This is a genomic window from Ewingella sp. C233, from assembly GCF_055407225.1.
Window position 1 is genome coordinate 1,306,059 of record NZ_JBUZRI010000001.1, and the last position, 26,505, is coordinate 1,332,563.

At 54.7% G+C, this 26,505-nt stretch carries 23 protein-coding genes; 11 read left to right on the forward strand and 12 right to left on the reverse strand.

The annotated features are described in order from the left end of the window. Positions 1 to 4 precede the first annotated feature (4 nt). The 8 genes from ACZRKO_RS05950 (at position 5) to ACZRKO_RS05985 (ending at position 9,513) form a co-directional block, all read left to right on the forward strand. Positions 5 to 235, forward strand: a complete 231-nt coding sequence (locus ACZRKO_RS05950) for an LPXTG cell wall anchor domain-containing protein (RefSeq protein WP_463736302.1) — start codon at positions 5 to 7, stop codon at positions 233 to 235. A gap of 615 nt (positions 236 to 850) precedes the next feature. Continuing rightward, complete coding sequence (locus tag ACZRKO_RS05955) at positions 851 to 2,563, forward strand: ABC transporter ATP-binding protein (protein ID WP_463737483.1); 1,713 nt, start codon at positions 851 to 853, stop codon at positions 2,561 to 2,563. A 706-nt stretch (positions 2,564 to 3,269) separates the two neighbouring features. After that, positions 3,270 to 4,373 (forward strand): porin, encoded by a 1,104-nt coding sequence (locus ACZRKO_RS05960; RefSeq protein ID WP_463736303.1) that lies wholly within the window; start codon positions 3,270 to 3,272, stop codon positions 4,371 to 4,373. Between the two features lie 280 nt (positions 4,374 to 4,653). After that, a complete protein-coding gene (dgcN, locus tag ACZRKO_RS05965) occupies positions 4,654 to 5,664 on the forward strand; it encodes an N-acetyltransferase DgcN (RefSeq protein WP_463736304.1) in 1,011 nt (336 codons plus the stop codon). After that, positions 5,664 to 6,629, forward strand: a complete 966-nt coding sequence (gene dgcA / locus ACZRKO_RS05970; protein ID WP_463736305.1) for an N-acetyl-D-Glu racemase DgcA — start codon at positions 5,664 to 5,666, stop codon at positions 6,627 to 6,629. The genes dgcN and dgcA overlap by 1 nt, the downstream gene beginning before the upstream one ends. A gap of 50 nt (positions 6,630 to 6,679) precedes the next feature. Further along, positions 6,680 to 7,747, forward strand: coding sequence for a DmpA family aminopeptidase (locus ACZRKO_RS05975; protein WP_463736306.1), 1,068 nt, complete (start codon positions 6,680 to 6,682; stop codon positions 7,745 to 7,747). Next, positions 7,744 to 8,565, forward strand: a complete 822-nt coding sequence (locus ACZRKO_RS05980) for a M55 family metallopeptidase (protein WP_463736307.1) — start codon at positions 7,744 to 7,746, stop codon at positions 8,563 to 8,565. The genes ACZRKO_RS05975 and ACZRKO_RS05980 overlap by 4 nt, the downstream gene beginning before the upstream one ends. Positions 8,566 to 8,625: 60 nt before the next feature. Next, entirely contained in the window at positions 8,626 to 9,513 is an 888-nt protein-coding gene (locus ACZRKO_RS05985) for a LysR family transcriptional regulator (RefSeq protein ID WP_463736308.1), read from the forward strand. A 523-nt stretch (positions 9,514 to 10,036) separates the two neighbouring features. On the opposite strand, the gene ACZRKO_RS05990 is transcribed toward ACZRKO_RS05985, so the two are convergent. From ACZRKO_RS05990 to ACZRKO_RS06010, 5 genes are all read right to left on the reverse strand, one after another. After that, complete coding sequence (locus tag ACZRKO_RS05990; RefSeq protein ID WP_463736309.1) at positions 10,037 to 11,185, reverse strand: M20 family metallopeptidase; 1,149 nt, start codon at positions 11,183 to 11,185, stop codon at positions 10,037 to 10,039. A 21-nt stretch (positions 11,186 to 11,206) separates the two neighbouring features. Next, positions 11,207 to 12,310, reverse strand: coding sequence for a phosphotriesterase family protein (locus ACZRKO_RS05995; protein ID WP_463736310.1), 1,104 nt, complete (start codon positions 12,308 to 12,310; stop codon positions 11,207 to 11,209). 4 nt (positions 12,311 to 12,314) lie between these two features. Then, positions 12,315 to 13,313: an ABC transporter permease gene (locus tag ACZRKO_RS06000; RefSeq protein WP_463737484.1), complete on the reverse strand. Its 999-nt coding sequence runs from the start codon at positions 13,311 to 13,313 to the stop codon at positions 12,315 to 12,317. 71 nt (positions 13,314 to 13,384) lie between these two features. Beyond that, positions 13,385 to 14,155 (reverse strand): ATP-binding cassette domain-containing protein, encoded by a 771-nt coding sequence (locus ACZRKO_RS06005; RefSeq protein ID WP_463737485.1) that lies wholly within the window; start codon positions 14,153 to 14,155, stop codon positions 13,385 to 13,387. A gap of 527 nt (positions 14,156 to 14,682) precedes the next feature. Beyond that, positions 14,683 to 15,693, reverse strand: coding sequence for a LacI family DNA-binding transcriptional regulator (locus ACZRKO_RS06010; protein ID WP_463736311.1), 1,011 nt, complete (start codon positions 15,691 to 15,693; stop codon positions 14,683 to 14,685). 364 nt (positions 15,694 to 16,057) lie between these two features. Here ACZRKO_RS06010 and ACZRKO_RS06015 point away from each other — a divergent pair, with 364 nt between their 5' ends. Further along, positions 16,058 to 17,053, forward strand: a complete 996-nt coding sequence (locus ACZRKO_RS06015; protein ID WP_463737486.1) for an ABC transporter substrate-binding protein — start codon at positions 16,058 to 16,060, stop codon at positions 17,051 to 17,053. A 61-nt stretch (positions 17,054 to 17,114) separates the two neighbouring features. Here the strand turns inward: ACZRKO_RS06015 and ACZRKO_RS06020 are convergent, their stop codons facing one another. After that, positions 17,115 to 18,020 (reverse strand): ribokinase, encoded by a 906-nt coding sequence (locus ACZRKO_RS06020; RefSeq protein WP_463736312.1) that lies wholly within the window; start codon positions 18,018 to 18,020, stop codon positions 17,115 to 17,117. A gap of 26 nt (positions 18,021 to 18,046) precedes the next feature. On the opposite strand from ACZRKO_RS06020, the gene ACZRKO_RS06025 reads away from it, so the two are divergent. Then, complete coding sequence (locus ACZRKO_RS06025; RefSeq protein WP_463736313.1) at positions 18,047 to 18,889, forward strand: BtpA/SgcQ family protein; 843 nt, start codon at positions 18,047 to 18,049, stop codon at positions 18,887 to 18,889. Between the two features lie 4 nt (positions 18,890 to 18,893). Beyond that, on the forward strand, positions 18,894 to 19,544 hold the full coding sequence (locus tag ACZRKO_RS06030) for a TenA family protein (protein ID WP_463736314.1): 651 nt from the start codon (positions 18,894 to 18,896) through the stop codon (positions 19,542 to 19,544). A gap of 78 nt (positions 19,545 to 19,622) precedes the next feature. Here the strand turns inward: ACZRKO_RS06030 and ACZRKO_RS06035 are convergent, their stop codons facing one another. From ACZRKO_RS06035 to ACZRKO_RS06060, 6 genes are all read right to left on the reverse strand, one after another. After that, on the reverse strand, positions 19,623 to 21,179 hold the full coding sequence (locus tag ACZRKO_RS06035) for a serine hydrolase domain-containing protein (RefSeq protein WP_463736315.1): 1,557 nt from the start codon (positions 21,177 to 21,179) through the stop codon (positions 19,623 to 19,625). A 76-nt stretch (positions 21,180 to 21,255) separates the two neighbouring features. Continuing rightward, complete coding sequence (locus ACZRKO_RS06040) at positions 21,256 to 22,026, reverse strand: ABC transporter ATP-binding protein (RefSeq protein WP_463736316.1); 771 nt, start codon at positions 22,024 to 22,026, stop codon at positions 21,256 to 21,258. Beyond that, a complete protein-coding gene (locus tag ACZRKO_RS06045) occupies positions 22,023 to 22,853 on the reverse strand; it encodes an ABC transporter ATP-binding protein (protein ID WP_463736317.1) in 831 nt (276 codons plus the stop codon). The genes ACZRKO_RS06040 and ACZRKO_RS06045 overlap by 4 nt, the downstream gene beginning before the upstream one ends. Beyond that, on the reverse strand, positions 22,853 to 23,779 hold the full coding sequence (locus tag ACZRKO_RS06050) for an ABC transporter permease (RefSeq protein WP_463736318.1): 927 nt from the start codon (positions 23,777 to 23,779) through the stop codon (positions 22,853 to 22,855). Before ACZRKO_RS06050 ends, ACZRKO_RS06045 begins: the two co-directional genes overlap by 1 nt. Next, on the reverse strand, positions 23,776 to 24,789 hold the full coding sequence (locus ACZRKO_RS06055; RefSeq protein WP_463736319.1) for an ABC transporter permease: 1,014 nt from the start codon (positions 24,787 to 24,789) through the stop codon (positions 23,776 to 23,778). Before ACZRKO_RS06055 ends, ACZRKO_RS06050 begins: the two co-directional genes overlap by 4 nt. After that, positions 24,786 to 26,381: an ABC transporter substrate-binding protein gene (locus ACZRKO_RS06060; RefSeq protein ID WP_463736320.1), complete on the reverse strand. Its 1,596-nt coding sequence runs from the start codon at positions 26,379 to 26,381 to the stop codon at positions 24,786 to 24,788. The genes ACZRKO_RS06055 and ACZRKO_RS06060 overlap by 4 nt, the downstream gene beginning before the upstream one ends. Positions 26,382 to 26,505 lie beyond the last annotated feature (124 nt).

Genomic DNA, 26,505 nt, shown 5'->3' on the forward strand with positions numbered 1-26,505 from the left:
CCCCATGGCCATTGAAAGAAAACCCTTCTCCCTGCCGCGCCGTTTACTGCGTAACAGTCTGATACTTATCGTCATTGGCATTGTCGCGGTGATCCACGGTCTGATTGTCGGCAATAGCGACCCGTCGCTTGGCGAAATGCCGCCGCAGTTTGCACTGGGGATCTGGTTTATCGTTTTTGGGGCCATCCTCGGGTTGATTAGCTGGATCGTGATTAAGCGGAAGGCGAAGCAGTAGGTTTTAGATTTCATTTTGATTTTAAATTCAAATTCAAGACCTTGGGCTGCCACTCAAACCGGCTTTTTAAATTCAACGTCAAAACCGTGGGCCTGCTGCCCACACCTGCCCAGAAGGCGGCCAGTCGCCGCCGCGCGGTGCTCTCCGTTCGGGCTTCAACCCGCGTAAAACCCTACGCGGTTTTGCGCCTCTCCCTCGACGTCGTTTTGAACGCGGCCGACGCTTTTCTAAATTCAAAATCCAGACTGTGTTTATCTTTTAAAATGTCGAGGCCGCATTCAAAAATGGTGCTGAGCAAGAGGTTCAAGACCTATGGCTCGAACCCGTAGCGAAGGGACCGCAACGCGGCGACATTTTGCGGCTATCACCAAGGTGCCTGAAACACGGCCATCCCAACTGGCGAAGCAACGGAGTAATTAGCGCAGGGTTCCAAGGGAGGCGCGCGCGTCTCCCTTGGCCGGTGTGGGCCGACGCCCACGGTTTTGAATTTAAAAAGCGGATTCGAACCGCATTTCGAAGCGAATCGGGAACGCCATTTCCCTCGTGAACTGAGAACAGTTTTCATTTAGACTAGCGAACTTGCCCGCGCCAGGGCCATTCCTCTGAGGATGCATGATGCTCCACCGTTTCTTCTCTTATTACGCACCCTATAAAAAACTGTTTTATCTCGATTTCGGCTGCGCCATCCTGGGTGGGTTGCTGGAGCTGGGCTTTCCGATGGCGATCAAAGTCTTCATTGATAAACTGCTGCCAGCCCATGACTTTGTGCTGATTCTGGCGGCGACCGTCGGTCTGCTGCTCATCTATATGCTCAACACCGGTTTGATGGCTATCGTCAACTACTGGGGACATGCGCTGGGGGTCGGTATCGAGACGGATATGCGCCGTCAGGCATTCAGCCATTTACAGAAACTCTCTTTCCGTTATTACGACAATACCAAAACCGGCCACATTATTACTCACGTCACCAAGGATCTGGAAGAAGTGGGGGAAGTGGCACACCACGGGCCGGAAGATCTGTTTATCGCGATCATGACCTTCATCGGCGCGTTCATCTTAATGGCGACCGTGCATCTGCCGCTGGCGCTGATGACCATCATTATTGTGCCGTTCATGACGTTTCTGGTCAGCCGCTACGGCGCGCAGATGACTGAAACCTGGCGGCGTCTGTTTGGTCAGGTGGGGAATTTCAACGCCCGTATCGAAGAGAGCATTGGCGGCATCCGCGTGGTGAAAGCCTTTGCCAACGAAGCGCATGAGAAAAAACTCTTTGCTTCGGATAACGAAAACTACCGCACCACCAAGCTCAAAGCCTATCGCATCATGACCGCCAGCCTGACGCTGAGCTATCTGAGTACGCGCCTGATCCAGATTATCGTGATGATTGCCGGAACCTGGTATGTGGTGAACGGTCAGCTGAGCTACGGCGGTTTTGTCGGCTTTCTGTTGCTGGTGGAAGTGTTCTTCCGTCCGGTGGCGAAAATTACCTCGGTATTGGAAAGTTATCCGAAAGGCATCGCCGGTTTTAAACGCTTCACTCAGCTGATTGATACCGCACCTGACATTGTCGATCGTCCTGATGCACAGATCGTTGAGCATCTGCGTGGTGATATCTGTTATCGCGACGTGGTGTTCGGCTATACGCCGGCCAGTAAAATTCTCAACGGCATCAATCTTGAAATCAAAGCGGGCGAGACGCTGGCGTTCGTCGGGCCGTCGGGTGCGGGTAAAACGACCTTGTGTTCGCTGCTGCCGCGCTTTTACGAACTCGACAGCGGTTCTATAACTATCGACGGGATTGATATCCGCGACATGACGCAGGCTTCGCTGCGTAATAACATCGGTATTGTGCAGCAGGACGTGTTCCTGTTCGGCGGCACTATCCGTGAGAACATCGCCTACGGGAAGCTGGAAGCGACCGAAGCGGAGATCCGTGAGGCCGCCCGTCAGGCACGGCTGGATGAGGTGATTGATGCATTACCGCTGGGAATGGATACGGTCATTGGCGAGCGGGGTGTGAAGCTCTCCGGCGGGCAGAAACAGCGCCTGTCGATTGCGCGTATCTTCCTTAAGAACCCGCCAATCCTGATCCTTGATGAAGCAACTTCAGCACTGGATACGGCCACCGAACAGGCGATTCAGCAATCTCTGGCCGAATTATCTCAGGGGCGTACCACGCTGGTGATTGCTCACCGTCTGGCGACGATTCAGAACGCTGACCGGATTATCGTCGTCGACAGGGACGGTATTATTGAGCAGGGCACTCACGATGCCCTGTTAGCGCTTCAGGGACGCTATGCGCAACTGCATGCGGCACAATTCAGATAATCGTTAGTCCTTCTTTAAGCGTAATGACTCCCATCTCTCAGACCTTTCCCCTTACTTTTACGGTGAGGGGAAAACTCAATATCTCGTCTGGAATAAAAAACAACCAAAACGGTCATCTAATAAATATCTCTGTTCGTTCAATTCAATCACGCCGGTAATTATATTGCCTTCGTGATTGTGCATAATTTGACTTATTAATTTTGCGAGAAGAAAAACAGTAAAAAATGGCGTAGTAGAGAAATGACTTTTTGGCTTTTCCTGTTTTTTGTATAAGCAAAACCTATTTAAATTACTTACCACGCTATGCACTATTTAAAGGCATTAACACTATTCTCAATGTCATTTTATTAACGATTGTTAATGGTGCCAAACCCTGACAGAAAAGTGATCTTCGTTACAATTTAGATACACACTGAAATCTTTATTGCACAAAAATAGTGCAACGCACCACTGTGGTGCGAGCCATTATGCGCAAAACGCATATAATCAGTGAGTTACAATGCCGTCTTTGTAATATTTAGTTACAAGTCTTTACGGTAAATTAACCAAATCGTCCGAACTTTTCCATTTTAACTTTTTGTGCTTAGTGCTAAGGTTCAAATCGATTTACAGACAGAATCATTTTAAAACATTTAAAAACTCACAGCCCGATATTTAAAAGCGGGCATGAGAAATCCTTTATAAAAAAATCAAGGAATCTTAAATAATGATGAAGCGCAGTGTGCTGGCCGTAGTGGTCTCTTTAATTGTTGCATCCTCAGCGGCAAACGCAGCCGAAGTTTATAACAAAGACGGCAATAAATTGGACCTGTACGGTCGTGTGAATGGTAAACACCAGTTCAGTGATGACACCGGTTCAGACGGTGACAAAACTTACGTGCGTTTCGGTTTTAAAGGCGAAACTCAAATTAACGACCAACTGACCGGTTACGGCCAGTGGGAATACAACGTTCAGGCTAACCACGCTGAAGCATCAGGCACCGAAGGCACCAAGACTCGTCTGGGCTTCGCGGGTCTGAAAGTGAAAGATCTGGGTTCATTCGACTACGGCCGTAACTACGGCGTTGTTTATGACGCCATCGCGTTCACCGATATGATGCCTGAATACGGCGGCGACACCGGTAACAGCGATAACTTCATGGTTGGCCGTTCAAATGGCCTGGCAACTTACCGTAACCAGGACTTCTTCGGTCTGGTTGAAGGTCTGAACTTTGCACTGCAATATCAGGGCAAAAATGAAGGCGACGCTGGCCGTGCTGATTCTAAAGCGAACGGCGACGGCTACGGCGCATCACTCGATTATGAAAACATCGCAGGTTCAGGCATCGGCGCAGCATTGGCGGGTTCTTCTTCTGACCGTACCAACGGCCAGTCCAATGCCGCTTACGGTAAAGGCGACAAAGCTTCTGCATGGGCAACTGGCCTGAAATACGACGCTAACCAGGTTTATCTGGCAGCGATGTACAACGAAACCCGCAACTCGCAGCCAATCTCTGTTCCAGCAACAGGTGCAGCGCCGGCAGCAAGTGGTTTTGCTAACAAAACCAAAGGCATCGAGTTCGTTGCTCAGTACCAGTTCGAAAACGGCCTGCGTCCTTCTGTAGGTTATGTGCAGTCTAAAGCACACGATATCGAAAATGGCATCGGCGATGCTGACATCGTTAAATACTTCGAAGTGGGCGCCACTTACTACTTCAACAAAAACATGTACGTTTATGCTGACTACCTGATCAACCAGCTGAGCGACGATAACGCACTGGGCCTGAATACCGACGACATCATGACCGTCGCCCTGACTTATCGTTTCTAAGTTGCATACAAGAGTTATTACCCGTTTCTGTGTCTGAAAATGGTAATTACAAAGGCAGAGTTCATTGGCTCTGCCTTTTTTTATGCCTGGAATTTAACGTCCGCGCCCCCGTGCTCTATCTGAAATAACGTTTTCTGCCCAATGATTTACCTTCCTATAACCTCAAGGTATACCCCCTGACCAAACAAGTATTCGTCAGCGTGACTGCCGCATGAAATAGTCAGTCTCACCGGTGACATAAACCGGATCTGTTCCCTGACTTTTTTGGAGAGAAACTGACATGCAACATATTCCTATGCCGTATCTGCTGTTCCTCGGTGATGTGACGGATCCGCTGGCGGCGAAAACGGCGCGCGGTATTCACGTCTGGCGGCCCGATTCGTGCGTCGGCCAGATACGATTGGCGACGGACTCGGTTTCACTGGGCCTTGAGGAGATGGATATCGCGACCGCCAAAGCGCGTGGGGCGAAAACCATGGTGCTCGGCACCGCTAACTCTGGCGGTAAACTGCCGGCGCACTGGCTGGACTCCATCAAAACTGCAATTCGCGCAGGAATGAACGTAGCCAATGGTTTGCATCAGGGGCTGAATGACATTCCCGAATTGGTGGAACTGGCGAAAGCGCATCAGGTTGAACTGTTCGATGTGCGCCATATGCGCCCGGCACTGGATACTGGCACCGGCATTAAGCGCAGCGGCAAACGCCTGCTGACGGTGGGTACTGACTGTTCGGTCGGCAAGATGTACACCTCGCTGGCGCTGGAAGCGGCGATGCGTGAGCTGGATATCAATGCTGAATTTCGTGCTACCGGCCAGACCGGTGTGCTGGTGGCGGGGGCGGGTATTGCGATTGATGCAGTCATTGCTGACTTTATCTCCGGTGCCGTCGAAGCGCTTTCTCCGGCCAATGATGAACAACACTGGGACATTATCGAAGGACAGGGATCGCTTTATCACCCGTCGTTCGCCGGTGTTAGCATGGGATTAATTCATGGCGCACAAGCCCATCTGCTGGTGATGTGCCACGAACTTGGCCGTGCGCATATGCGCCATTTGCCGCATCAGCCGATGCCAACCCTGCGCCAGTGCGTGGACAGCAATCTCGCCGCCGCCCGCCTGACCAGCCCGGATGTCAGGCTGGCCGGTTTCTCCCTTAATACTTCCGGCGTCAGCGAAGAAGAAGCCCTGAGTGCACTGGCGGCGATCACGGCAGAATTTGGCGTTCCTGCCACCGATCCGGTGCGTTTCGGGATCAAAGAGATGGCGCAGTGGGTTAAGGACAACGGCTGATGATCACCATGACCTTTGAAACGCTGGAACTGAAGCTGGCCCGTCCGTTTGTGATTTCACGCAGCGCCCGTACGGCGGTCACCGTGGTACGGGTTCATCTGACCGACGGCGAATTCAGCGGGACCGGCGAATGTACGCCGACGCCGCATTATCAGGAGTCTGCCGAAAGTGTGACCGAGCAGCTGGTACAGGTTCAGCCGCAGATAGAACAGGGACTGAGCCGCGAGGCGCTGCAACACACGCTGCCGCAGGGTTCGGCGCGTAACGCTCTAGACTGCGCATTGTGGAAACTTGACGCAGCGCGGCAGGGTAAAACTGTCTGGCAGTTGCTGAACAATACTCCGCCAAAAACGGTGATCACTGCCGAAACGCTGAGTCTGGATACGCTGGAAAATATGGCCGCAGCGGCGAAAGTGGCCGTCGACGGTGGCGCTAAGTTGCTGAAAATCAAACTCAACCGTGAACAGATTGTTGAGAAGGTAGCGGCAATCCGCGCCGCCGCGCCGCAGGCAACGCTGGTGGTAGACGCCAATGAATCCTGGCTCGGGCTGGATCTGGAGAGCCTGTTCAACGCCCTGCATGAATTTAATATCGCGATGATCGAGCAGCCGCTGCCTGCCGGTAATGACCACGACCTTGTGCGCTGTCTGCACCCGATCCCGGTCTGCGCCGACGAAAGTTGCCATCAGCGCGGTGACATTGCCGGGCTGCGCGACCGTTATGAGATGATCAACATTAAACTGGATAAATGCGGCGGGCTGACCGAGGCGCTGGCGATGAGTGCGGAGGCCAAAGCGCTCGGCCTGCGGGTGATGGTTGGTTGCATGCTCGGTTCCTCAATTGCTATGGAAGCCGCCTTGCCGGTGGCCGTTCAGGCCGAACGGGTCGATCTCGACGGGCCTATCTGGCTGGCGCAGGACGCTGAACCGGCACTGCGTTATCACCAAGGTGAAATCTGGCTGTAATTCCCATTTTTTACCCTGCGCAATGCCTTCAGGGCTTCTAAACTTAAGATATGAAAACAAATTCAGATAACTTCTCAGCGTCAGGAATGCAGGCGCTGCTGACACGCTGGGCCGGAAAACAGCAGATTTTTCATCCGCGTTTCCCTTGTGGCCCCACCAACAGCCTGACGGATGTTGCCGGCGTCACCGTCGGTCACAGCACGCTGGCCGCTGGCGATATTCAAACCGGCGTCACGGCCGTTGTGCCGCCGGGCGATAACCTTTATGCCGCGCCGCTGCCCTGTGGTGTCTCGGTGCTCAACGGTTTTGCCAAACCCATCGGCCTGATTCAGGTGATGGAACTTGGTGAGCTGCAAACGCCCATTCTCCTGAGTAATACTTTCGCCGCCGGGACGCTGTTTAATGCGCTCGTGCGGCGCAGTTGTCAGCAGTTCCCGCAGATTGGCCGTCCTGACGCGACCATCAACCCGGTGATCCTCGAGTGTAATGATGCGTATCTCAACGACATTCAGGCGCTGGCCGTCACGGAAAATGACGCGCTGGCCGCGCTGGATACCGCACGCCATGAATTCGCCCGTGGCAGCGTGGGGGCCGGACGCGGTATGAGTTGTTTCGGACTGAAGGGGGGGATTGGCACCGCGTCGCGCTGGTGTGAACGTCTCAGCGCCACGATTGGCGTTCTGGTACTGGCTAACTTTGGTACGCTGTCCGAGCTGACGCTCGATGGTGTGCGGGTGGGCGCGGCGGTGCAGGAACGATTGCCGCAACTCGCGCCCCAGGTTGACGCCGGATCGGTGATTATTATTATGGCCTGTGACCGTTACCTCGACAGCCGCCAACTCACGCGCATCGCTAAACGGGCTGGCGCAGGTCTGGGGCGGCTAGGCAGTTATTGGGGGCACGGATCCGGCGACATCGCGCTGGCATTTTCCACGATTCGTGACGGTGTCACGCCCTCTGATGATAAGCTCGAACCGTTACTGGCGATGGCCGCCGACGCCACAGAACACGCAGTGCTTGACGCCATGCTGTGCGCTGAGTCTGTTACAGGTTTTCGCGGTCATCACCGCGTTTCCCTGCGGGATGTATTGGATCACTATAACGAGAAACCCTTATGAAAATTTTCATTTCTGCCGATATCGAAGGCGTAGCGGGCGTGATGCGCCCGGAACAATGCACCCCCGGTCATGCCGATTACGACGCCGCCCGGGCATTAATGGAGCAGGAAGTGAACGCCGCCATCGACGGCGCCTTCGCTGGTGGCGCAACGACGGTCACGGTGGCCGACAGCCATGCCACAATGCAAAACCTGCGTGCAGAAAATATCGATCCACGTGCACGTTTGGTGCAGGGCAAACCCCGCGCATTGTCGATGATTGAAGGTATTGCGCAGCAGCAGTATGACGGTCTGATGCTGGTGGGTTTTCACACTGCGGCGGGTGAAGCGGGAGTGCTGGCGCATACCATCAATGGTCGGGCATTTTACCGGGTCAAACTTAACGGGCAGGTGGTGGGTGAAAGCGATCTGTATGCCGCCGCCGCCGCGGAATTCAACGTTCCTTTATGGCTGGTAACCGGTGATGACCAGCTGGAACGCTGGGTCAATCAGCATTACCCTTATTCACAATACGTCTGTGTAAAACGCGCCATCTCCGCGAATGCCGCCGAATCGGACAGCCCGGCCATTGCCCGCGCGCAGATACGCAAACAGGCCTCGCTGGCCGTCAGTAAAGGGGTACCGGGAATTACTAACCGCTTTTCTGCACCTTATACCCTTGAGCTGATGGCGACGAAACCGGTACTGGCCGATATCTTTATGCTGATCCCCGGCGTCGAACGTCTCGATGCCGTGACCGTCAGCTACACCAGCGCCAGCGTCGCCTCTATTATTAGTCTGCTCAGCGCATTCTCTTATCTGGCCTCTACGCAAAAATAGCCGCGTGAATGATCTTGGGTATACTGGCTGATATCGGATTTTGTGAAGGGCAGGCAGCGCATGCGTTTACGCCATATTGAAGTGTTTCAGGCCGTTTTACAGGCGGGTAGCGTCAGCGGTGCCGCGAGGTTGCTCAACGTATCGCAGCCAAATGTCAGCCGCGTACTGAATCACGCTGAGCAACAACTGGGCTTTGCACTGTTTGACCGCAGCCCGCAGGGGTTGATCGTCACGCCGGAAGGGCGCAGATTGCTGCCAGAAGTCGAGGCGTTGTTCAGCCATATTCAGGCCATCGGTGTGCTGGCAGAACAGTTGCGCCAGGGCGAAGGTCAGCACGTGCGCATTGGTTCTGCTCATGCACTGGGTCACAGCATAATGGCGCCGGTGCTGGTGGATTTCCGCCGCCAAATCCCCGGTGGCAGCGTTGAACTGGTGACCGGACACTTCAATACGCTGAGTCAGGATCTGCTGCATTATAAGATGGATTTCGCGCTGGCTTTTGGTGAGCAGGTTTCATCAGAGCTGGTCTCCGAGTCGATTTATCAGGCCAATATGGTGGCGCTATTGCCGCCTGACAGCCCGCAGGAAGGCGTGGTTTCCCTGAGCTGGCTGTGTGATAACGATCTGCTGATGCTGCAACAGCAGGATCCGCTTGGTCAGGTACTCAGCCGGGTCCTGCGCGAAAACGGGTTAACCCCGCGCGCTCAGTTGCACATTAAAACCTACTCGGTGATCGCCGATCTGGTGCTCGCCGGTGGCGGTGTCGGTGTGGTGGATACCTTCACTGCGCTGCGTTATACCCATCAGCTTAAAATCCTGCCCGTGGTGGAAGCCCTGCCGTTCGAGGTGATTTTGCTCAGCCGCCGCGACCAGCCACCATCGCAGGCAGCACTGAAGCTGAAGCAGTTAATACGGCACAAGCTGTTTTGTTTTCAATTTCGACTTTAACTTCAAAACCGTGGGCGTCGGCCCACACCGACCAGGGGAGGCGTAAACGCGCCTCCCCTGGACCCCTGCTTTTTTTTAACTGCGCGCTATCGCTGAATCGGGATGGCCGTGTTTCAGGTACCGCTGTTAACGCCGCAAAATGTCGCCGCTTAGGCGGTGCCTTCGCTGCGGGTTCGAGCCATAGGTCTCGAACCTCTTGCTCAGCGCCATTTTTGAATGCGCCCATGGCTTCTTTAAATTCAAAACCTGTGCTGTGTTTGTCCTTAAAAACGTCGAGGCCGCATTCAAAAATGTCACCGGCAAGTCGGTGGCGAGACAACGTTTTATCGTTGGCTCAAACCCGCAGCCGGGAATCGCAGAGCGATGACATTTTGCGGCTATAACGGAAATACTTGAAACACGGCCATTGTGACCAGCGCAGCTGCTGTTTTTAAAAGGCGCGGGAGTCAAGAGGGCGCGCGCCTACGCGCCTTCTTGGCCAGTTTGGGTGGCAACCCAAGGTCTTGAATTTGAATTTAAAGCTTTAAAAGCGGGTTTGGGCAGCCAGCCCAAAAAGAAAATAGTCGTCGATGACCTCCCGGTATAACTCGACACTCTCATACAGCCGCGCGAGCGAACAATATTCATCGGTCTGATGCGCCATCGAAGGTTCCCCCGGCCCGAGGATAATGCAGGGCGGCGAGCCGATGGCATCGAGCAGCAAGGCGGCATCGGTAAAGTAGGGCACGATCCTGGCTTCGAGCGGCTCAGCATGAAGGGCGGCGCAGAGCGTAAATACCCGCTGTATCCACGGATGTCGGCGCTCAGTGAGTACCGCAGGCAGGTCAATCAATGTCGAAATAGTGACGGTGTCACTTAAATACTGCTGTAATCTTACGGTCAGAGGATGATGCGCCAGCGTCGGGTCGGTGCGCATGTCTACGTCAAAGCTGGCGCGGTCTGGCACCGAATTGATGTTCAGCCCGCCTCGGATAGTACCGACGTTCAGGGTCGGTTTTTTCATCAGCGGGTGCGGCGGGCCGGGGTCAAATTGACGGATTTTGCCGATAGCATCCGCCGCCAGATATATCGCATTAATGCCCAGCTCTGGCATTGCCCCGTGCGCGGTTTTTCCCTGAGTTTCGCAGCGCAACCAGAGCGCCCCTTTGTGACCAATGATCGGGTAATTGGCCGTCGGTTCGCCGACGATCAGCGCACCGGGCTGCGGTAAGATCATGGCGGGGTCATTCATCATCGCCCGTGCACCGTCGCAGCCGGTTTCTTCGCCACCGGTCAGGATAAGCACTACGCCACTCCCGGCAGCAATAGCCTCTGCACTGTTTATGCAGGCGATAATAAAAGCCGCAATGGCCGCTTTCATATCGCTGCTGCCACGTCCGTAAATCCGGCCATCAATCACCTCACCGGCGAACGGATCCTGCTGCCACGGGGCATTACCCAGCGGGACGGTGTCGAGGTGGCCGGTAAAAGCCAGCGGTTTACCGGCGGCTGACCCTGGCAGCGACGCCAGCAGGTTGAAACGGTTCTCACCGAACTGATGGAGCTGAACGTCGAAGCCGTTTTCAGTCAGGAATGCCGCCAACCAGCGCAGACATTCCGCTTCGTTACCCGGCGGATTGATGGTATTGAAACCCAGCAGGGCGCGGGTCAGAGCAATTACGGCTTCATTCATTCTCAAACACCTGCCAAACGATCACGACTTGATGGAAAACACGCGCTGAGGATTGCCTATCAGCAGCGTTTCCAGCTGTTCGCCGGTCACGCCGTGGCGGCGCAGGCGCGGCACGAAATGTTTGAGGATATAACCGTAACCATGGCCGCCAAATTTCGTCAGCATGGTTTTCAGAAAAACATCCTGCGACAGCAACACCTGCCCGATATACCCGTCATCGATCAGCTCGCGGATGGCGCGGGCGTTGTCTTCGTCCGAAGGCGACTGCGCACTTTCATCGGCATAAAAGTACGTCATGCCGATCATGTCATATTCCAGAAATGCGCCGCGCTCGGCCAGCGTCCGCTGATAGTTTTTATCCGCGAAACTCGGATTCATATGGCACAGCACCACGTTTTGCAAGCGGGTGCCTTCTTCGGCCAGGATATCCAGCACCTTATGACCGTAACGCTCCCAGCCCGGCAGATGGATCTGCATCGGCACGCCGGTTTGGGCACTTGCCCGTCCCGCCGCCCGCAAGGATTTCTCCTCGTTAGGGGTAAACGCTGCCGACACCCCAATTTCACCAATCAACCCGGCAACCACCTCGGGTTTGTCGCTGAATCCCCCAACATCATAAATAATCTGATCGGTCAGCGTTTCCAGCGAGTGCGTTTTCACATAATCCGGATGCGAAGGTTCAAGGTAAAAACCGGTGCCCATAATGATGTTCAGACCCGTCAGACGTGAAATTCGCTGCAGGGCTTTGGGGTCGCGGCCGATGCCGATGTTGGTCGGATCCACGACCGTTTCTCCTCCCAGCGCGCGGTATTTCATTAGCTCCTCGACGGCGAGATCGACATCAAACAGTTGGCAGTTGTCGCGGCTCATCAGCGGATTGAGTTGCAGTTCGCCGAGGTTTTCGATCCTGACCGGCATTTCGGCAATATGCCTCTCACTGCAACAGCAGGGGGGCACCCATTTGCCAGCGGCGTCGAGCAGAATATGTTCGTGCATCAGGGTTACGCCGAGTTTTTCCACCGGCAGCGGCCCGAGAACGGTCATCGCAAAACCGCTTTGCGTGCCGAGCGGAAAAGGATCGGCGTGGCGGAACAGCGAACCTGAAAAAGCAGAGTCTGATGACATGTCGCTATCCTTTTGTACTTCGGACCGGATTGAAGATGCGGGTGTTCAGCCAGATAGCCAGCAGGATAATCAGGCCGGTGGCGATTTGGGTATAAAACGGTGACATATGCGACAGGATCAATCCGTTTTGGATCACGGCAATTGACAGTGCGCCGAGCAGGGTGCCGATGATGGTGCCGAACCCGCCAAACAGGCTGGTGCTGCCTAATACGACGGCGGCAATCACCTGCAATTCAAAGCCTTCACCCTGATTCGACGAGCCGCTGCCCAGACGTGCGGTAATGATCATTCCGGCCAGCGCTGCACACATGCCGCAGATAACGTAGACGCGCAGCGTGATGGTTTTGGTGTTAACCCCGGCGCGGCGTACCCCTTCGGCATTGGCCCCGATGGCGGTCACGTAGCGGCCGAAACGCATGTGATTCAACAGGATATGACCAAAGAACAGCGCCAGTACGCCAATGATCGCAGGCAGCGGCAGGCCGAGAACCCAGGCGCGGCCGAGCAGCGTGAACGGGCTGTCTGCGGGAATAGGGATGGAATAACCCTGAGTGATCAGCAGCGCAACGCCACGGATCACCGCAAGCGTTGCCAGAGTAACAATAAACGCCGGAATACCCTCGTAGGCGATAAAGTAGCCGTTGATCGCACCAATCAACCCGCCTAACAGCAGGCCACCCATCAGCACTACCGGCCACGGCAGACCCCAGTTATTAAGCGCAATGGCGGAGAGCGCACCGACGAGTGCCAGCGTTGAGCCGACGGATAAATCAATGCCGCCGGTGGTGATCACCAGCGTCATGGCCGCGGCGACGATCAGTAGCGGGGCGCTTTGACGCAAAATATTCAGCCAATTAGCGCCGCTGAGGAAATTGTCAGTAGCGAAGGAGAACACCGCACAGCAGAAAATAAAGAACACCGCGATACTCACCACGCCGGAGTGGTTGTGCAACATGCGACGCGTAACCGATTGCTTTATAAGTCGGGGACTGGACATATTTATGATACTCATGGGCTTACCCTTATCAGTACGAGTCTGCATCAACCCGCCACCGCCCGTTGCCGGGCAGAGACTCAGTGTGGGCGCTGCTCGTGTTGAACAGAACCGCGCGCGGAGTGCGCCTCGAATTTCTCACCGACAATCAGGTTCACGATGTCAGATAAGCTGGTGTCGGCAATTTGCCGGTCGGCAACGTTAGTGCCTTCGTACATCACCATGATGCGGTCACAGACCAGGAACAGATCCTGCAAGCGGTGAGTGATCAGGATAACGCTGACGCCCCGTGCGCTGACGCGGCGGATCAGTTCCAGCACCGCTTCGACTTCAGCCACGGCGAGTGCGGCCGTCGGTTCATCCATGATTAGCACTTTAGGACCGAAAGCGGCGGCGCGGGCAATCGCGATCGCCTGGCGCTGACCGCCGGAGAGATTGCGCACCAGCAGGCGGGTATCGGGAATCGAAATCCCTAAGCCCTGCAACATTTCTCGTGCCTGTTCGTGCATCTTTTTCTCATCGAGAAAGGGAATGCCCAGCAGGCGGGTTTGGGGTTCGCGCCCCATAAACAGATTGCCAGCCACGTTGACCGTGTCGCACAGGGAGAGATCCTGATAGACCATTTCGATATGGCAGCGGCGGGCGTCTGACGGATTAGCAAAATGGACGTCTTCGCCGTCGATACGCAAGGTTCCACCGGTCGGCACCACGGCGCCAGCCAGAATTTTCGTCAGGGTGGATTTCCCTGCACCGTTGTCACCGACCAGACCCAGTACTTCGCCGGGAGCCAGGCTCAGATTGACACCGCGCAGTGAGCGGATCGAGCCGTAGGTTTTGGTGATATTTACCATTTCCACCCGGGGTGAACCAGACAGATTTCTGGACATCTCTTGGGACATAACTGCTCTCCAACTGGTGAGGGGCTGGCGGGTGCAGGGCGCCGGTTTGGGCTCAAAAAAAAGCCGAAATGGACATGATTCCTGCTGACAGCGCCGTCTTCCTGCCCTTACCGGTTTTTCTTTCCTTGTAAACCGGTTTACCCGAAAGGCAAAAATAACGGCGATGTTTTTTCCCGCACCCGGAATGGTCAAATAATATTCTGAGTGTGGAACTCTGTGTCGCCGATGTGAATGTAGCAGAATGTATGCCAGTTAATCGCAGAGAGGAAAGTGATGTGGTTCAAATATTGAACACTGCATGTGTTAAATATCTTACGTATCAATGTGATGATTAGGTGACAAAAAAGCGAAAATTTAATTTTTTGGGGTCAATATCACAGTTTCTATGTGTCAGTGCAGAAGGAACAAACATTATTGCTGTGTGCCGGGTTGCACAAAAAAGGCGCAAATGCGCCTGCTTTGTGCACCAACATTGGCCGTCACCGGGGTATAGTGGGTGCGGTGACCGAGTCACGGGAAATCCACTCTACCGGAATGCGCGAAACGGGGGGGATATCGGGTTCATTGTTAAACAGTTTGATCAGCGTTTCCACCGCTGCACGGCCCAGTTCGCGGGCTGACTGGCGGATGGTGGAGAGGCGCGGGGTGATGAGATCCGAGTAAATCGCGTCATCGAAACCGACCAGTGAAAGTGCAGACGGGGCAGATAAACCCCGCTGGCGCAGGCCATCGAGCAGGCCGAGCGCCAGATAATCACTGGCGGCAAAGACGGCTGTGGGTGGCTGCGGTAATTCCAGCAGCGTATCCAGCGCCAGACGGCCAAAGCCGCGGCTGTAATCGCCATACAAAACCATGTCAGGGTCGTAAGGCAGACCGGCATTCAGCAGTGCTTGCCGGAAACCCTGATGGCGTTCGCGTACGCTCATCAGCTCATCCGGACCGCCGACAAACGCAATGCGCTGATGCCCGGCGGCGATCAACTGACTGGCTGCCAGTTCGCCGCCGTGGACGTTGTCTGAAAACACTTTGGGAACCGTGCTGCCCGGCACATCTTCATCGAGCAGCACCACGTGACGCTGGCCTTTCAGCTGCTCGCGCAACTGGCCGTTGTCAGGGCGGTTGGTGGTGAATAACAGACCATCCACCTGACGGGTATCCAGCCAGCGGATAAACTGACGCTCTTTTTCCAGATTGTTGCGCGTGACGCATAGCACCAGGCTGTATTTATGCAGCGAGGCTGTCTCTTCAGCGGCGTCCGCCAGTTCTGCAAAAAACGGGTTGGCGATGTCAGGCAATACCAGACCGATAGTTTCACTGCCGCCCATGCTCAGCCTGCGGGCCAGGCTGTTGGCGCGGTAATCGAGTGCTTTGATGGCATCTTCGATGCGCGCCACCGTAGGCTGCGGGAGCACGATACTTTTGTTGAGATACCGCGACACGGTGGCTTTTGACAGGCCTGCACGCTTAGCGACATCTGATAAATTAGCCATTACTCTTCATCCTTCAAATTATGGCGGCGTTAGCGGCTCATGCTCACCTCAAATTACGGTGGCGTCAGCTTCGTTAGCTTTACGGTGCTCACAATGCCACGGATCAGATAAAATTTATACTTGACAATTTTTGAGCCTCGTTTAATTCTATTTGACAGTTTACCCGCATTAACAGCTTCACCGAAAACTCTCCGTTTGGAACGGTATTTTTCGCTAAAAACACATTCTGATGTGTGCTCCCGCCAACATTCCCTCAAGGCCAGGGTTTCTAACCGTGCCAGAGGTTCAGCTGATGAATAATTCCGTTGTGATTTATTCAGTCCAGCGCATTGCATTGTCATCACCAAATATTGAGGATGTCATTATGTTTATCAACGCCGGCAAGAAAAGAACCGTTCCAGCTTATAATTTGTTGAATCTTAAAAAGTCTGCCTGCGCTATTATCACTTCATTAGGTTTTTCTCTTTTTAGCTATTCGGCATTTTCAGCCGAAGCACCCACTTATGCACTGGTGCAAATTAATCAGCAGGCGCTGTTCTTTAATCTCATGAATAAAGGGGCACAGGAAGAGGCGAAAAAATCCGGTGCAAAACTGGTTATATTCAATGCTAATGATAATCCGGTTTCACAAAATGATGCGATTGAAACTTATATTCAGCAGGGCGTAAAAGGAATTATGGTCGATGCCATTGACGTCAATGGCATCCTGCCAGCAATTAAAGAGGCCGCGGCGGCGAATATACCGGTGATTGCTATTGATGCCGTGCTTCCAGAGGGGGCACATAAAGCGCAGGTAGGTGTGGATAATAGTAAAGGCGGGGCGTTGCTGGGCAACTATTTTACCAACTATGTGAAGAAAAACATGGGTGATAAAGCCAAACTGGGCATCGTCGGCGCGCTCAATTCAGCGATTCAGAATCAGCGCCAGAAAGGTTTTGTCGATACGTTACAGGGGCATCCGGGCATCAAAGTGGTGGGGGTGGTCGATGGCCGTAACATTCAGGACGACGCCTTAACAGCCGCTGAAAATCTGATCACCGGTAACCCGGATATGACGGCAATCTACGCCACCGGCGAACCGGCTCTGCTCGGGGCTATTGCCGCCGTGGAGAATCAGGGGCGTCAGAAAGATATCAAAGTCTTTGGCTGGGACCTGACGGCAAAAGCGGTGAGCGGTATCGATCAGGGTTACGTGACGGCCGTACTGCAACAGGACCCGGAAAACATGGGTGTTGAAGCGGTGAAGGCGCTGAATAAAATTGTGGTCGAAGGTAAAACAGTCGATAAAACTATCCAGGTTCCGGCAACGATTGTCACCAAAGCTAACGTGGATACTTTCCGCCCGATGTTCAAACAATAACAATATAGTCTTTTTCTATTAGCGGGTTATGAATTCATAACCCGCTTTCAGGCACCGATATTTAATTTTTTAGCAGCATCTCCAGTTCGGCTGCGCAAGGAAAAGCACTGAAAGTACCCGAGCGGCCAATGGTAATGGCGGCCGCCTGACCGGCGCGTTGCAGATCGATTTTCTCAGGCTCATTGGCATCGCGTTGCAACATGGAGGCGAGCATCACCGCCAGGAAGGTATCCCCGGCGCCGGTGGTATCCACCACATGACAGCGCGGCGTGGATACCTGGATCTGATGCTGCGAAGAGGCGAGATAAACGCCTTCGGCACCCAGCGTGATCACCACACTGGCAACGCCCGCCGCCTGGAAATAGTGTGCGGCTTTGGCCGGGGTGTCAGAGGTTGCCGTAAAGTATTCGGCTTCGCCCCGGTTAACCACCAGCAGATCAATCAGCGGCCAGAGTTCGCTGAAGGCAGGTTTGACCGGCGAAGGGTTAAAAACGGTCAGCAGCCGGTGCTCGCGGGCATACCGGAACAGGGCAGCGGTTTTCTCCAGTGAGAAATTCCCCTGCTGCAATACCACGTCACCGGGACTTGCCGTGGATAAGGCCTGTTGAATATCGCCCAGTGATAATGAGTCGGCGGCGGTGGTGGTGGTAATAATAGAATTGTCACCGTCGGCAGTATTTAGAATAAGTGAGGTGTCCGTGCGGCAATATAATGAGTCATCAGGAAATAACATTAATGATTCTTGAGCTATTTTCTGCCGGCACCACTGGCCCTGATTATCATTGCCCGTGGCAGCGATTAATATTGTGTTAACCGCGCACCGGGAAAGTATTACTGCCTGATTAGCGCCTTTTCCGCCCAGATCCTGATTTATTTTCTGGCCGTGAACGGATGCGCCTTTTTCTGGTATTTCATTTATTACATACGTTTCGTCAACGCCTATATTTCCCACGACGAAAACACGCATAGATAACCCCTGGAAGGTGAATAAAGATGAGCTCTATATCAGCAGGAAAACCAAGCGCAATTCAAGAAATATTTTCTCGTCCTAAAGCAATTATTGGTGTTGTACATTGCGAAGCCTTTCCCGGCTCGCCAAATTATCAGGGGAAATCAATTAATAAAATAATTGATATCGCCCTGAGCGATGCCCAGGCTTATTTAGAAGGCGGCCTTCACGGTCTGATTATCGAAAACCATGGCGATATTCCTTTTTCTAAACCTGAACACATCGGCCATGAAACTGCGGCTTTTATGTCGGTTATCACTGACAGAATTAAACAGGAGTTCGGTTGCCCGCTGGGTATCAACGTACTGGCGAACGCGGCCATTCCGGCTTTTGCCACGGCGCTGGCGGGTGGGGCAGATTTTATCCGCGTCAATCAATGGGCTAACGCCTACATCGCTAACGAAGGGTTTATCGAAGGGGCTGCTGCCACCGCACTGCGTTATCGTTCACAGCTGCGCGCCGAGCACATCAAAGTTTTTGCCGACAGCCACGTAAAACACGGCAGTCACGCCATTGTGGCGGACCGCTCTATCCCTGAGCTGACCCGCGACGTGGACTTCTTCCTGGCCGACGGCGTTATTGCAACCGGTCAGCGGACTGGCGACAGCGCCACCATGGAAGAGATTGACGAGATCCGCTCTGCCACAGAATTGCCGCTGCTGGTGGGTTCCGGCGTTACGCCAGACAACATCTGCGCTATTTTACAGCGTACCCAGGGCGTGATTGTCGCCAGCACGTTGAAGTTTGGCGGTGTATGGTGGAATCAGGTTGAGCTGGAACGCGTAAAACATTTCATGTCAGTCGCCCGCGCCGGGCTTGAGGAGTAATACTGTGACCGGACAGGTTTTTACCGAACAGCTGCTGGCTGAGCATCACGTAAGCTGGCAGGCGATGCAAACTCACCCTTTTGTGACAGGCATTGAAAACGGCATCTTGCCTGCACGGGTGTTCAATCAGTATCTGGTGTTTGAGGGCGATTTTGTTGCAACGGCCATCGGCATATTTTCTTATGCGGTGATCAAGGCACCAGATATCCGCCATCAGCGTTGGCTGATAGGCGTACTCGATGCACTGGCTAATGAACAGATCGTCTATTTCGAACGGGTCATGAGGGCGCGTGATGTCAATCCGGCGGACTATTTGCGCAGCGCGCCAGAGGTTTACCGCTTCAGTCAGGGCATGATGCGCACCGCTGAAACGGGCAGCTATGCTGAGATCCTGACCCTGATGTTTGGTGCTGAATGGATGTACTACCACTGGTGTGAGCGGGTCAGTCACGCAGAAATTGCCGACCCCGATGTGAAAGCCTGGGTGATGATGCATGCGGAAAAAACGTTTATTGATCAGGCTAGCTGGCTAAAAGCTGAGCTTGACCGCTGCGCCGCCGAACTCTCTGCTACCGAAAGGCAGCGCCTGTCCGTGTTATACGGGCAGGTGTTACAGTGGGAGATCGATTTTCACAGTGCGGCGTTTATTAACTAACGCTCTCCCGACCAGAGCTGAGTCACAACAAGAAAAGCCTTCCATCGGAAGGCTTTTGCGTTTATTTGCCGCAGAACTTTAAGCCACAGGTTTCCAGTCGGTACGGTATTCATCCCGGCGAAAATTCAGAACACGGCTGCGGTTGGAGATAAGCCTGACGTTATAACCTTGAAAATAGAGGCAGAAAGATTTTTGCCACGGGCCATCGGGCATTTCAACCAGCAGACGGCCGAGGCCCAGCGAGGTTAGCCTTCCACTCGTACGCAACGGGCCAACGCCCATGACGAACTGATCGCCTTCAATATCAAAGGCGGCTTTGGAATCGCGGTGAAACCAGCGGCCCTGTACCATCCCCAGACAGTCATTCGGCTCGACCGGCACAAAGCGGCGCGGGGCGTGACCAATCTCGCCTTGTATGGCGTGCCCGTCCCAGCGCAAGCGCATAGGCATATGGGCGGAAAGTGAAACCGCTTCGTTTTTATCGGCACCTTCAAAGAGGTTGTCACCGGAGCCCAGATAGCTGGCTACGCCATTGTTCACCTTGAGCCAGTAAGGTTCGGCAACGCTGGCGTACAGCCCGTCGGGAATAGCCTGACTGCGCGGGGGTAACGGGGTGCTGAGCAGGGCGGCCATCACATCGAGTGCTGCGCCGTAGGCGGCGGTATCTTCACGATTCGAAACCAGCGCCACACCGGCGTCGAGTTCGGGATGTAACAGAAAATAGGTTTTGTAACCTGCGTGTGAACCCCCGTGACCGTAGACTTTATGGCTGCCAAGCGTTGAAGAGGTGGTGCCCAGCCCGTAGGCGGACGCCGTATCACCGCGTAAATGACGCTGTGCAGTCAGCGTTTCCAGCACACCGGCACCGGGACCGCGATTCGCCAGCAGGCTTTGCAGCCAGACGGTCAGTGAACGCAGGCTGCCGGTCAGGCTGCCAGAGGCCGAAAGATGCAGCCCGGCGCTCGCCGTTTTCCAGCCCGAGGTGTCTTTCCAATAACCAGGTGCTAATCCCGGAACCACGTCAAACCAGGTTTCCGGTGCGTGCAGCGCGATCTCCAGCGGGCGGGCGATATGCTGTTGCAGCAAATCCTCAAACCGTATTCCTTTGCTGTTTAATATCGCTTCAACCAGACGGTAACCTGTATTGGAGTAAGAGATCTCGCTGCCCGCCGGGAAATTCAGAGAACCGTCCTTGGCGAGAAAATCGAGAATAGCATCAGGTTCACTGGCGGTATAAACCGACACGCCGAGCAGGGAGAGCGTTTCGCGGACGTCAGGCAGGCCGCCGGTCATATCCAGCGCCTGACCGAGAGTTACCAGTGACATCGGCGGTTTCAACTGAGGCAGATATTGGCCGAGTGTGTCGCTGAGGGATAATCCGGCATCGCTTCGCAGCAGCGCCAGCGCGGCGAAAATATGTTTAGTGACCGAGGCGTAGCGCACGACGTCGTCAATACTGAAGCGTTCACCGGTGGTCAGATTCGCCAGCCCGCCTGCGCTGTGCCCCTGAAGTGAACGGCTGTCAAACAGAGTGATGGCGCCACCCGGTTCTCCGGGCTGGTTCCATTTTTCGGTGATCGTATTGGCCACAGTGAGGGCTGTCTGCCAATGTAACGACGGTAGAGTGGATGTCATTCCTTCTCCCCTTAATAACGTTAATCTGTGATTGAAAGGCAGCCTTGCTGCCCGTTGAAACCGTGCTCACGGTGATTTAGCCCGGTTCCTCAAGACTGAGACTTAACGATCGCAACTCTGCCGTATGCGGATGGGTGACGCGTCCCGCCCGTAAATCGTCTGCGCTCAGAAGCTCTACCATTTCACCACCAATCATCACTCCGATTCTGGTGCAAAGATGCGTAACCACAGCCAGATTGTGGCTAACCAGAATATAAGTGAGCTTGCGGCGCTCACGCAGGTCAGTCAGCAGGTTGAGGATCTCGGCCTGAACGGAGACATCGAGTGCTGACGTGGGCTCATCGAGCAGCAAGATTTCCGGTTCAGAAATCAGCGCACGGGCAATGGCCACGCGCTGCCTCTGCCCTCCGGAGAGCTGATGCGGAAAGCGAAAACGCACCGCCTGCGGCAAACCGACTTCGCTCAGTGCATCGGTGATGCGTTTCTCGATGTTGAGGAAACCGTGGACAATCAGCGGTTCACTCAGGATGCGATCAATAGTTTGCCTTGGATGCAACGACCCATACGGGTCTTGAAATACCATCTGCACGCGGCGGTAAAAGCGTTTCTGACGCACCGGTAACTGTGCCTCGCCGCCAATCGTCATGCCGCCGGACCAGGCCTGGTTCAGCCCCACCAAGGCGCGCAAAATGGTGGATTTTCCCGAACCGCTTTCGCCCACGATGCCAAAACACTCGCCGGGTGCGACCGCAAAACTTACCCCTTTTACCACCTCAGTATCGCCAAAGGAAATGCGTAAATTATCTAAGATTATCTTAGCGTTAGATTTTTCGTTGCTCTCACTCATGATGTTTTCCACGCCTCGTCACGTACCAGCACCGGCAGCCGCGCACGCGGATGTTTCAGTGATGGCAGGCACTCCAGCAGACCACGGGTATAAGGATGCTGCGCATTGAGCAGGTCACCGGCCTGTAGGGTTTCAACGATACGACCGGCGTACATAACCGCCACGCGGTCGCAGAACTTCGATACCAGCGGCAAATCATGGCTGATAAGAATCAGCCCCATGCCGCGGCTGGACACCAGATCGTCGAGCAGGCGCAGAATTTCCGCCTGCACCGTGGCGTCCAGCGCGCTGGTGGGTTCATCGGCGATCATCAGTTCCGGATCCGGTGCCAGCATCATGGCGATCATTACCCGCTGACCCATGCCGCCGGAGACTTCATGGGCATAACGCTGCGCCACTTTATGTGGCTCGCGGATGCGCACCTGATCGAGTAAATCGATGGCGGCTTCCATCGCCTGTTTTTTACTGCCGCCTTTGTGGGTGTGCCACGCTTCGGCCACCTGTTTGCCAATCGGCATTACCGGATTAAGCGAATATTTCGGGTCCTGTAAAATAAACCCCACCCGTTTGCCACGGATCTGGCGCATCTGTTTTTCGCTGGCGTTACGCAGATCGATACCGTCAAAAGAGAGGGTATCGGCGCGGCATTTGGCGCTGGCGGGCAGTAGATTCATCAGGCAGCGTGCCGTCAGGGATTTCCCCGAGCCGCTCTCGCCCACAATGCCGAATTTTTCCTTGCCGAGTGAGAGTGAAACACCACGCACGGCGTCAAAACTGCCGCTGTTGGTGGCGAACGTAATGTGCAGATTTTTGATATCAACCAGCATCAGCGCTCCTTAGGATCGAGGACGTCACGCAGACCGTCGCCGAGGAAGTTAAACGCCAGAGACGTCACGAAAATTGCCACGGCCGGGATCAGCGGCACCCACCACTCTTCGAACAGGAAACGGCGGGCAGTGGCGATCATCGCCCCCCATTCCGGCGAAGGTGGCTGAGCGCCCATGCCCAGAAAGCCCAGGCTGGCAGCGGTGATAATGATCGAACTCATATCGAGTGTGATACGCACCACCAGGCTCGGTACGCACAGCGGCATGATGTGCCGCCAAATAATTCGCGCTGAAGTGGCACCGGTCAGGCGGCAGGCCGCGATGTAATCCGTGCCGCGCACCTGCATGGTTTCGGCGCGGGCCAGACGCGCATAAGGCGGCCAGGCGGTGAGGGCGATGGCAAGAATGGCACTTTCAATCCCCGGTTTCAGCGCGGCGACAAACGCCAGTGCCAGAATCAGACGCGGGAATGCGAGAAAGATATCCGTGATGCGCATCAGGATGCGATCGAGCAGGCCGCCGGTGTATCCCGCCACGCAGCCAATCAGCAGGCCAAGCGGAGCAACAATGGCCACGACGGTGATCACCATGCCGAGTGTGATCCGCCCGCCATAGAGAATACGGCTGAAGGTGTCGCGGCCAAGTTCGTCGGTGCCGAGCCAATGCTGGGCTGAAGGTTTTGCCAGCCGGTTGGCTAAGTCCTGCGTTCCCGGGGAGTAACTGGTCAGCAGCGGCGCACAGACTGAAATGATTAGCACCAGCAGTACTGTGAACAGGCCAATCACCGCCAGAGGATTGGCGCGAAGACCCAGCCAGAGGCGATAACGACGCCCCCACACGGCCTGCGTGCGGGTGTGCGGCGTATCGGCCAGCAGCCAGGCACGTGAACCGGTGCGGGGTTGAGGCAGAGCAGGGAGAGTGGTCATTTTACGCGTGGGTCCAGAAGTCGGTAGAGGAGGTCGGCGAACAGATTGAGCATGACGTAAATCGCACCAATCAGCAGCGTGGAGCCAATCACCGGGTTCATATCGGCGTTCATCAGGGACACGGTGAGGTACTGTCCGAGGCCCGGCCAGGAGAAGACGTTCTCGGTGACCACGGCTCCTTCCAGCAGCCCCGCATAGGTCAGCGCCAGCACGGTGATCAGCTGCACTCCGACGGTCGGGAAGGCGTGCTTCCAGATAACGGTGCGTGCCGACAGCCCCTTGGCGCGGGCGGTGATCACAAATTCACCACTCAGTGCGTTGAGCATAAAGGTGCGGGTCATGCGGGTGATGTACGCCATGCTGAAATAAGCGAGGATCAGCACCGGCTGCACCATGTGCGCCAGCGCATCACGAAATGCACCCATATCACCGGCCAGCAGGGTGTCCACCGTCAGTAATCCGGTGACCTGCGGGATCATGTCCTGATAGATGATGTCCTGCCGCCCCGGCCCCGGTGCGATACCGAGTACCGAGTAGAAGATAAGCAGGCTGAGTAAGGCCAGCACGAACACCGGCAGCGAGTGACCGGCCAGACATACCACCCTTATGGTCTGATCAATCCAGCTGCCCTGACGCGTTGCCGCCCAGACGCCAAGAGGAATGCCTACCAACGCTGCGATGATTATTGCGGCGGTAGCCAGTTCCAGCGTGGCGGGGAAGAAACGCGCGATGTCCGTAATGACGGGGTTAGTGGTCACGGCTGAACGGCCTAAATCACCGTGAAACACCTGATTGAGATAGTGGAGGAACTGCATCCAGAGGGGCTGATCCAGCCCCATTTCATGGCGAACACGTTCGACTACCGCCTGCGGTGCGTTGTCGCCCACCGCAGCCAGTACCGGATCGGTTGGCATGACCCTGCCAATGAAAAAGGTCACAACCGACAGACCGAACAAGGTAAGACAAACGCTGATGCAGGTACTCAGAAAACCATTGAGTCTCTTGCTCACGCTTTCACAACCTTCTCATAAGGGCTGGTACTCATTACGGTTAACACCACACCGGAGATTTCATGACGGCAGGCAGCGGTCAGCGTCGGTTGCATCATGATGGCAAACGGGCTGTTTTCCATATGTTGGGTCTGCAACTCTTCATACAGTTTGATGCGGGTGGCCGGGTCCGGTTCGTGCAGCGCTTTCTGGCTGAGATCGGCAATCGACTGATCCTGCCAGCTGCAACGCCATGCGAGGGTACGGCTTTTGGTTTTGTCGGTGTTGTCCGGGTTACTGCAAAAGGCTTCGGCATTGGAGTTGGGATCAAAATAGTCCGCGCCCCACTGGGTGAAGGCCAGCTGCTGCTGACGGGCGCGCATTTTAGTCAGTACCTGACGGCTTTCGGCCGCCAGCAAGGTGACCTTAATGCCGATTTCGGCCAGATTCGACTGCAACGCCTGCACGATATCGGCCTGCGGCGAAGAGGAGTAGTGATCAAGCGTGATTTCAAAACCGTCCGGGAAACCGGCTTCGGCCATCAGCGCTTTGGCTTTTGCCACATCACGCTTGTACATGATGGTGTTCACCGCCGCCGGGAAACCTTCGGGCAGGAAGCTCTGATGCACTTTGTGTGTCAGCGGCACAATATGCTGCTGAATGCCGTCGTAATCGATGGCCCATTTTATCGCCTGCCACACCTGCGGTTTGGCGAGGTTCGGGTGAGCGGTATTCGCGGAAAGCATCATCGTACCGGCGATGCCTTTACGCACCAGCGTGAAGTTTTTATCGTCAACCAGCGGACGCAGTTGCTCGGTGTTCAGGTCACGGGCAATATCGATGTCGCCCTTTTTCAGCATCAGCAGTTGCGCAGAGGGATCGACGATGTGGCGCAGAATAATGCGCTGAATTTTACCGGCGTGCGGGTTGTTTTTATTGGTTTCCAGAATGACCGACTCACTGACTTTCCAGTCACGCAGTTTGAACGCGCCGGAACCGGCACTGTTCTTCTTCAGCCACGCATTGCCTAAATCGTCGCCCACCTGATTCGCCATGCAGGCGGATTTCTGCACGATGCTGCCCACGTTAGCGCTCAGGCAGTACAACAGGAAGGATTCAGAAGCCGGATCGGCGGTTTTGATCACCAATGTTTCGGCGTCCGGTGCGCTGATAAACGTGTCAACGTTGTCTTTGGTGTAGCCAAACTGGTTGATGATATAAGCCGGGCTTTTGTCCAGTTTGACTGAACGTTGCAAAGAGAACGCGGCATCTTCGGCGGTGACCGGTTTGCCGTCGGCCCATTTGGCTTTCGGGTCCAGTTTAAAGGTGAAGGTTTTCATGTCAGGTGAGGCGGTCCAGGAGACGGCCAGGTCGCCTTCAATTTCGTCAGGGGAAGCCAGTTTTGGTTTCACCAGTTGTTGATAAATATTGCCGGTGATTTCGCTGCCTACCGATTCAAAGCCTTCGTGGGGATCAAGACTGGTGATGATGTCGAGTTTGATAGCCATCACCAATATCGAGGTCGGGGTGGCGGCGAAGACAGGTTCAAAGCTCAGGTAGGACAGAACAGGTACGGCTGCAAAACCGGTAACAAATTGACGTCTGGTAACCATAATAACTCCCATGATGTTGATAGTTAAATCAAAAATAGAAAATGACTCTGGTGGACCCTTGACTTGAAAGCATGCTGGTGGTTTTAATTGAAAATCAGCCACGCGTTTAAAACGCTGCTTTTGC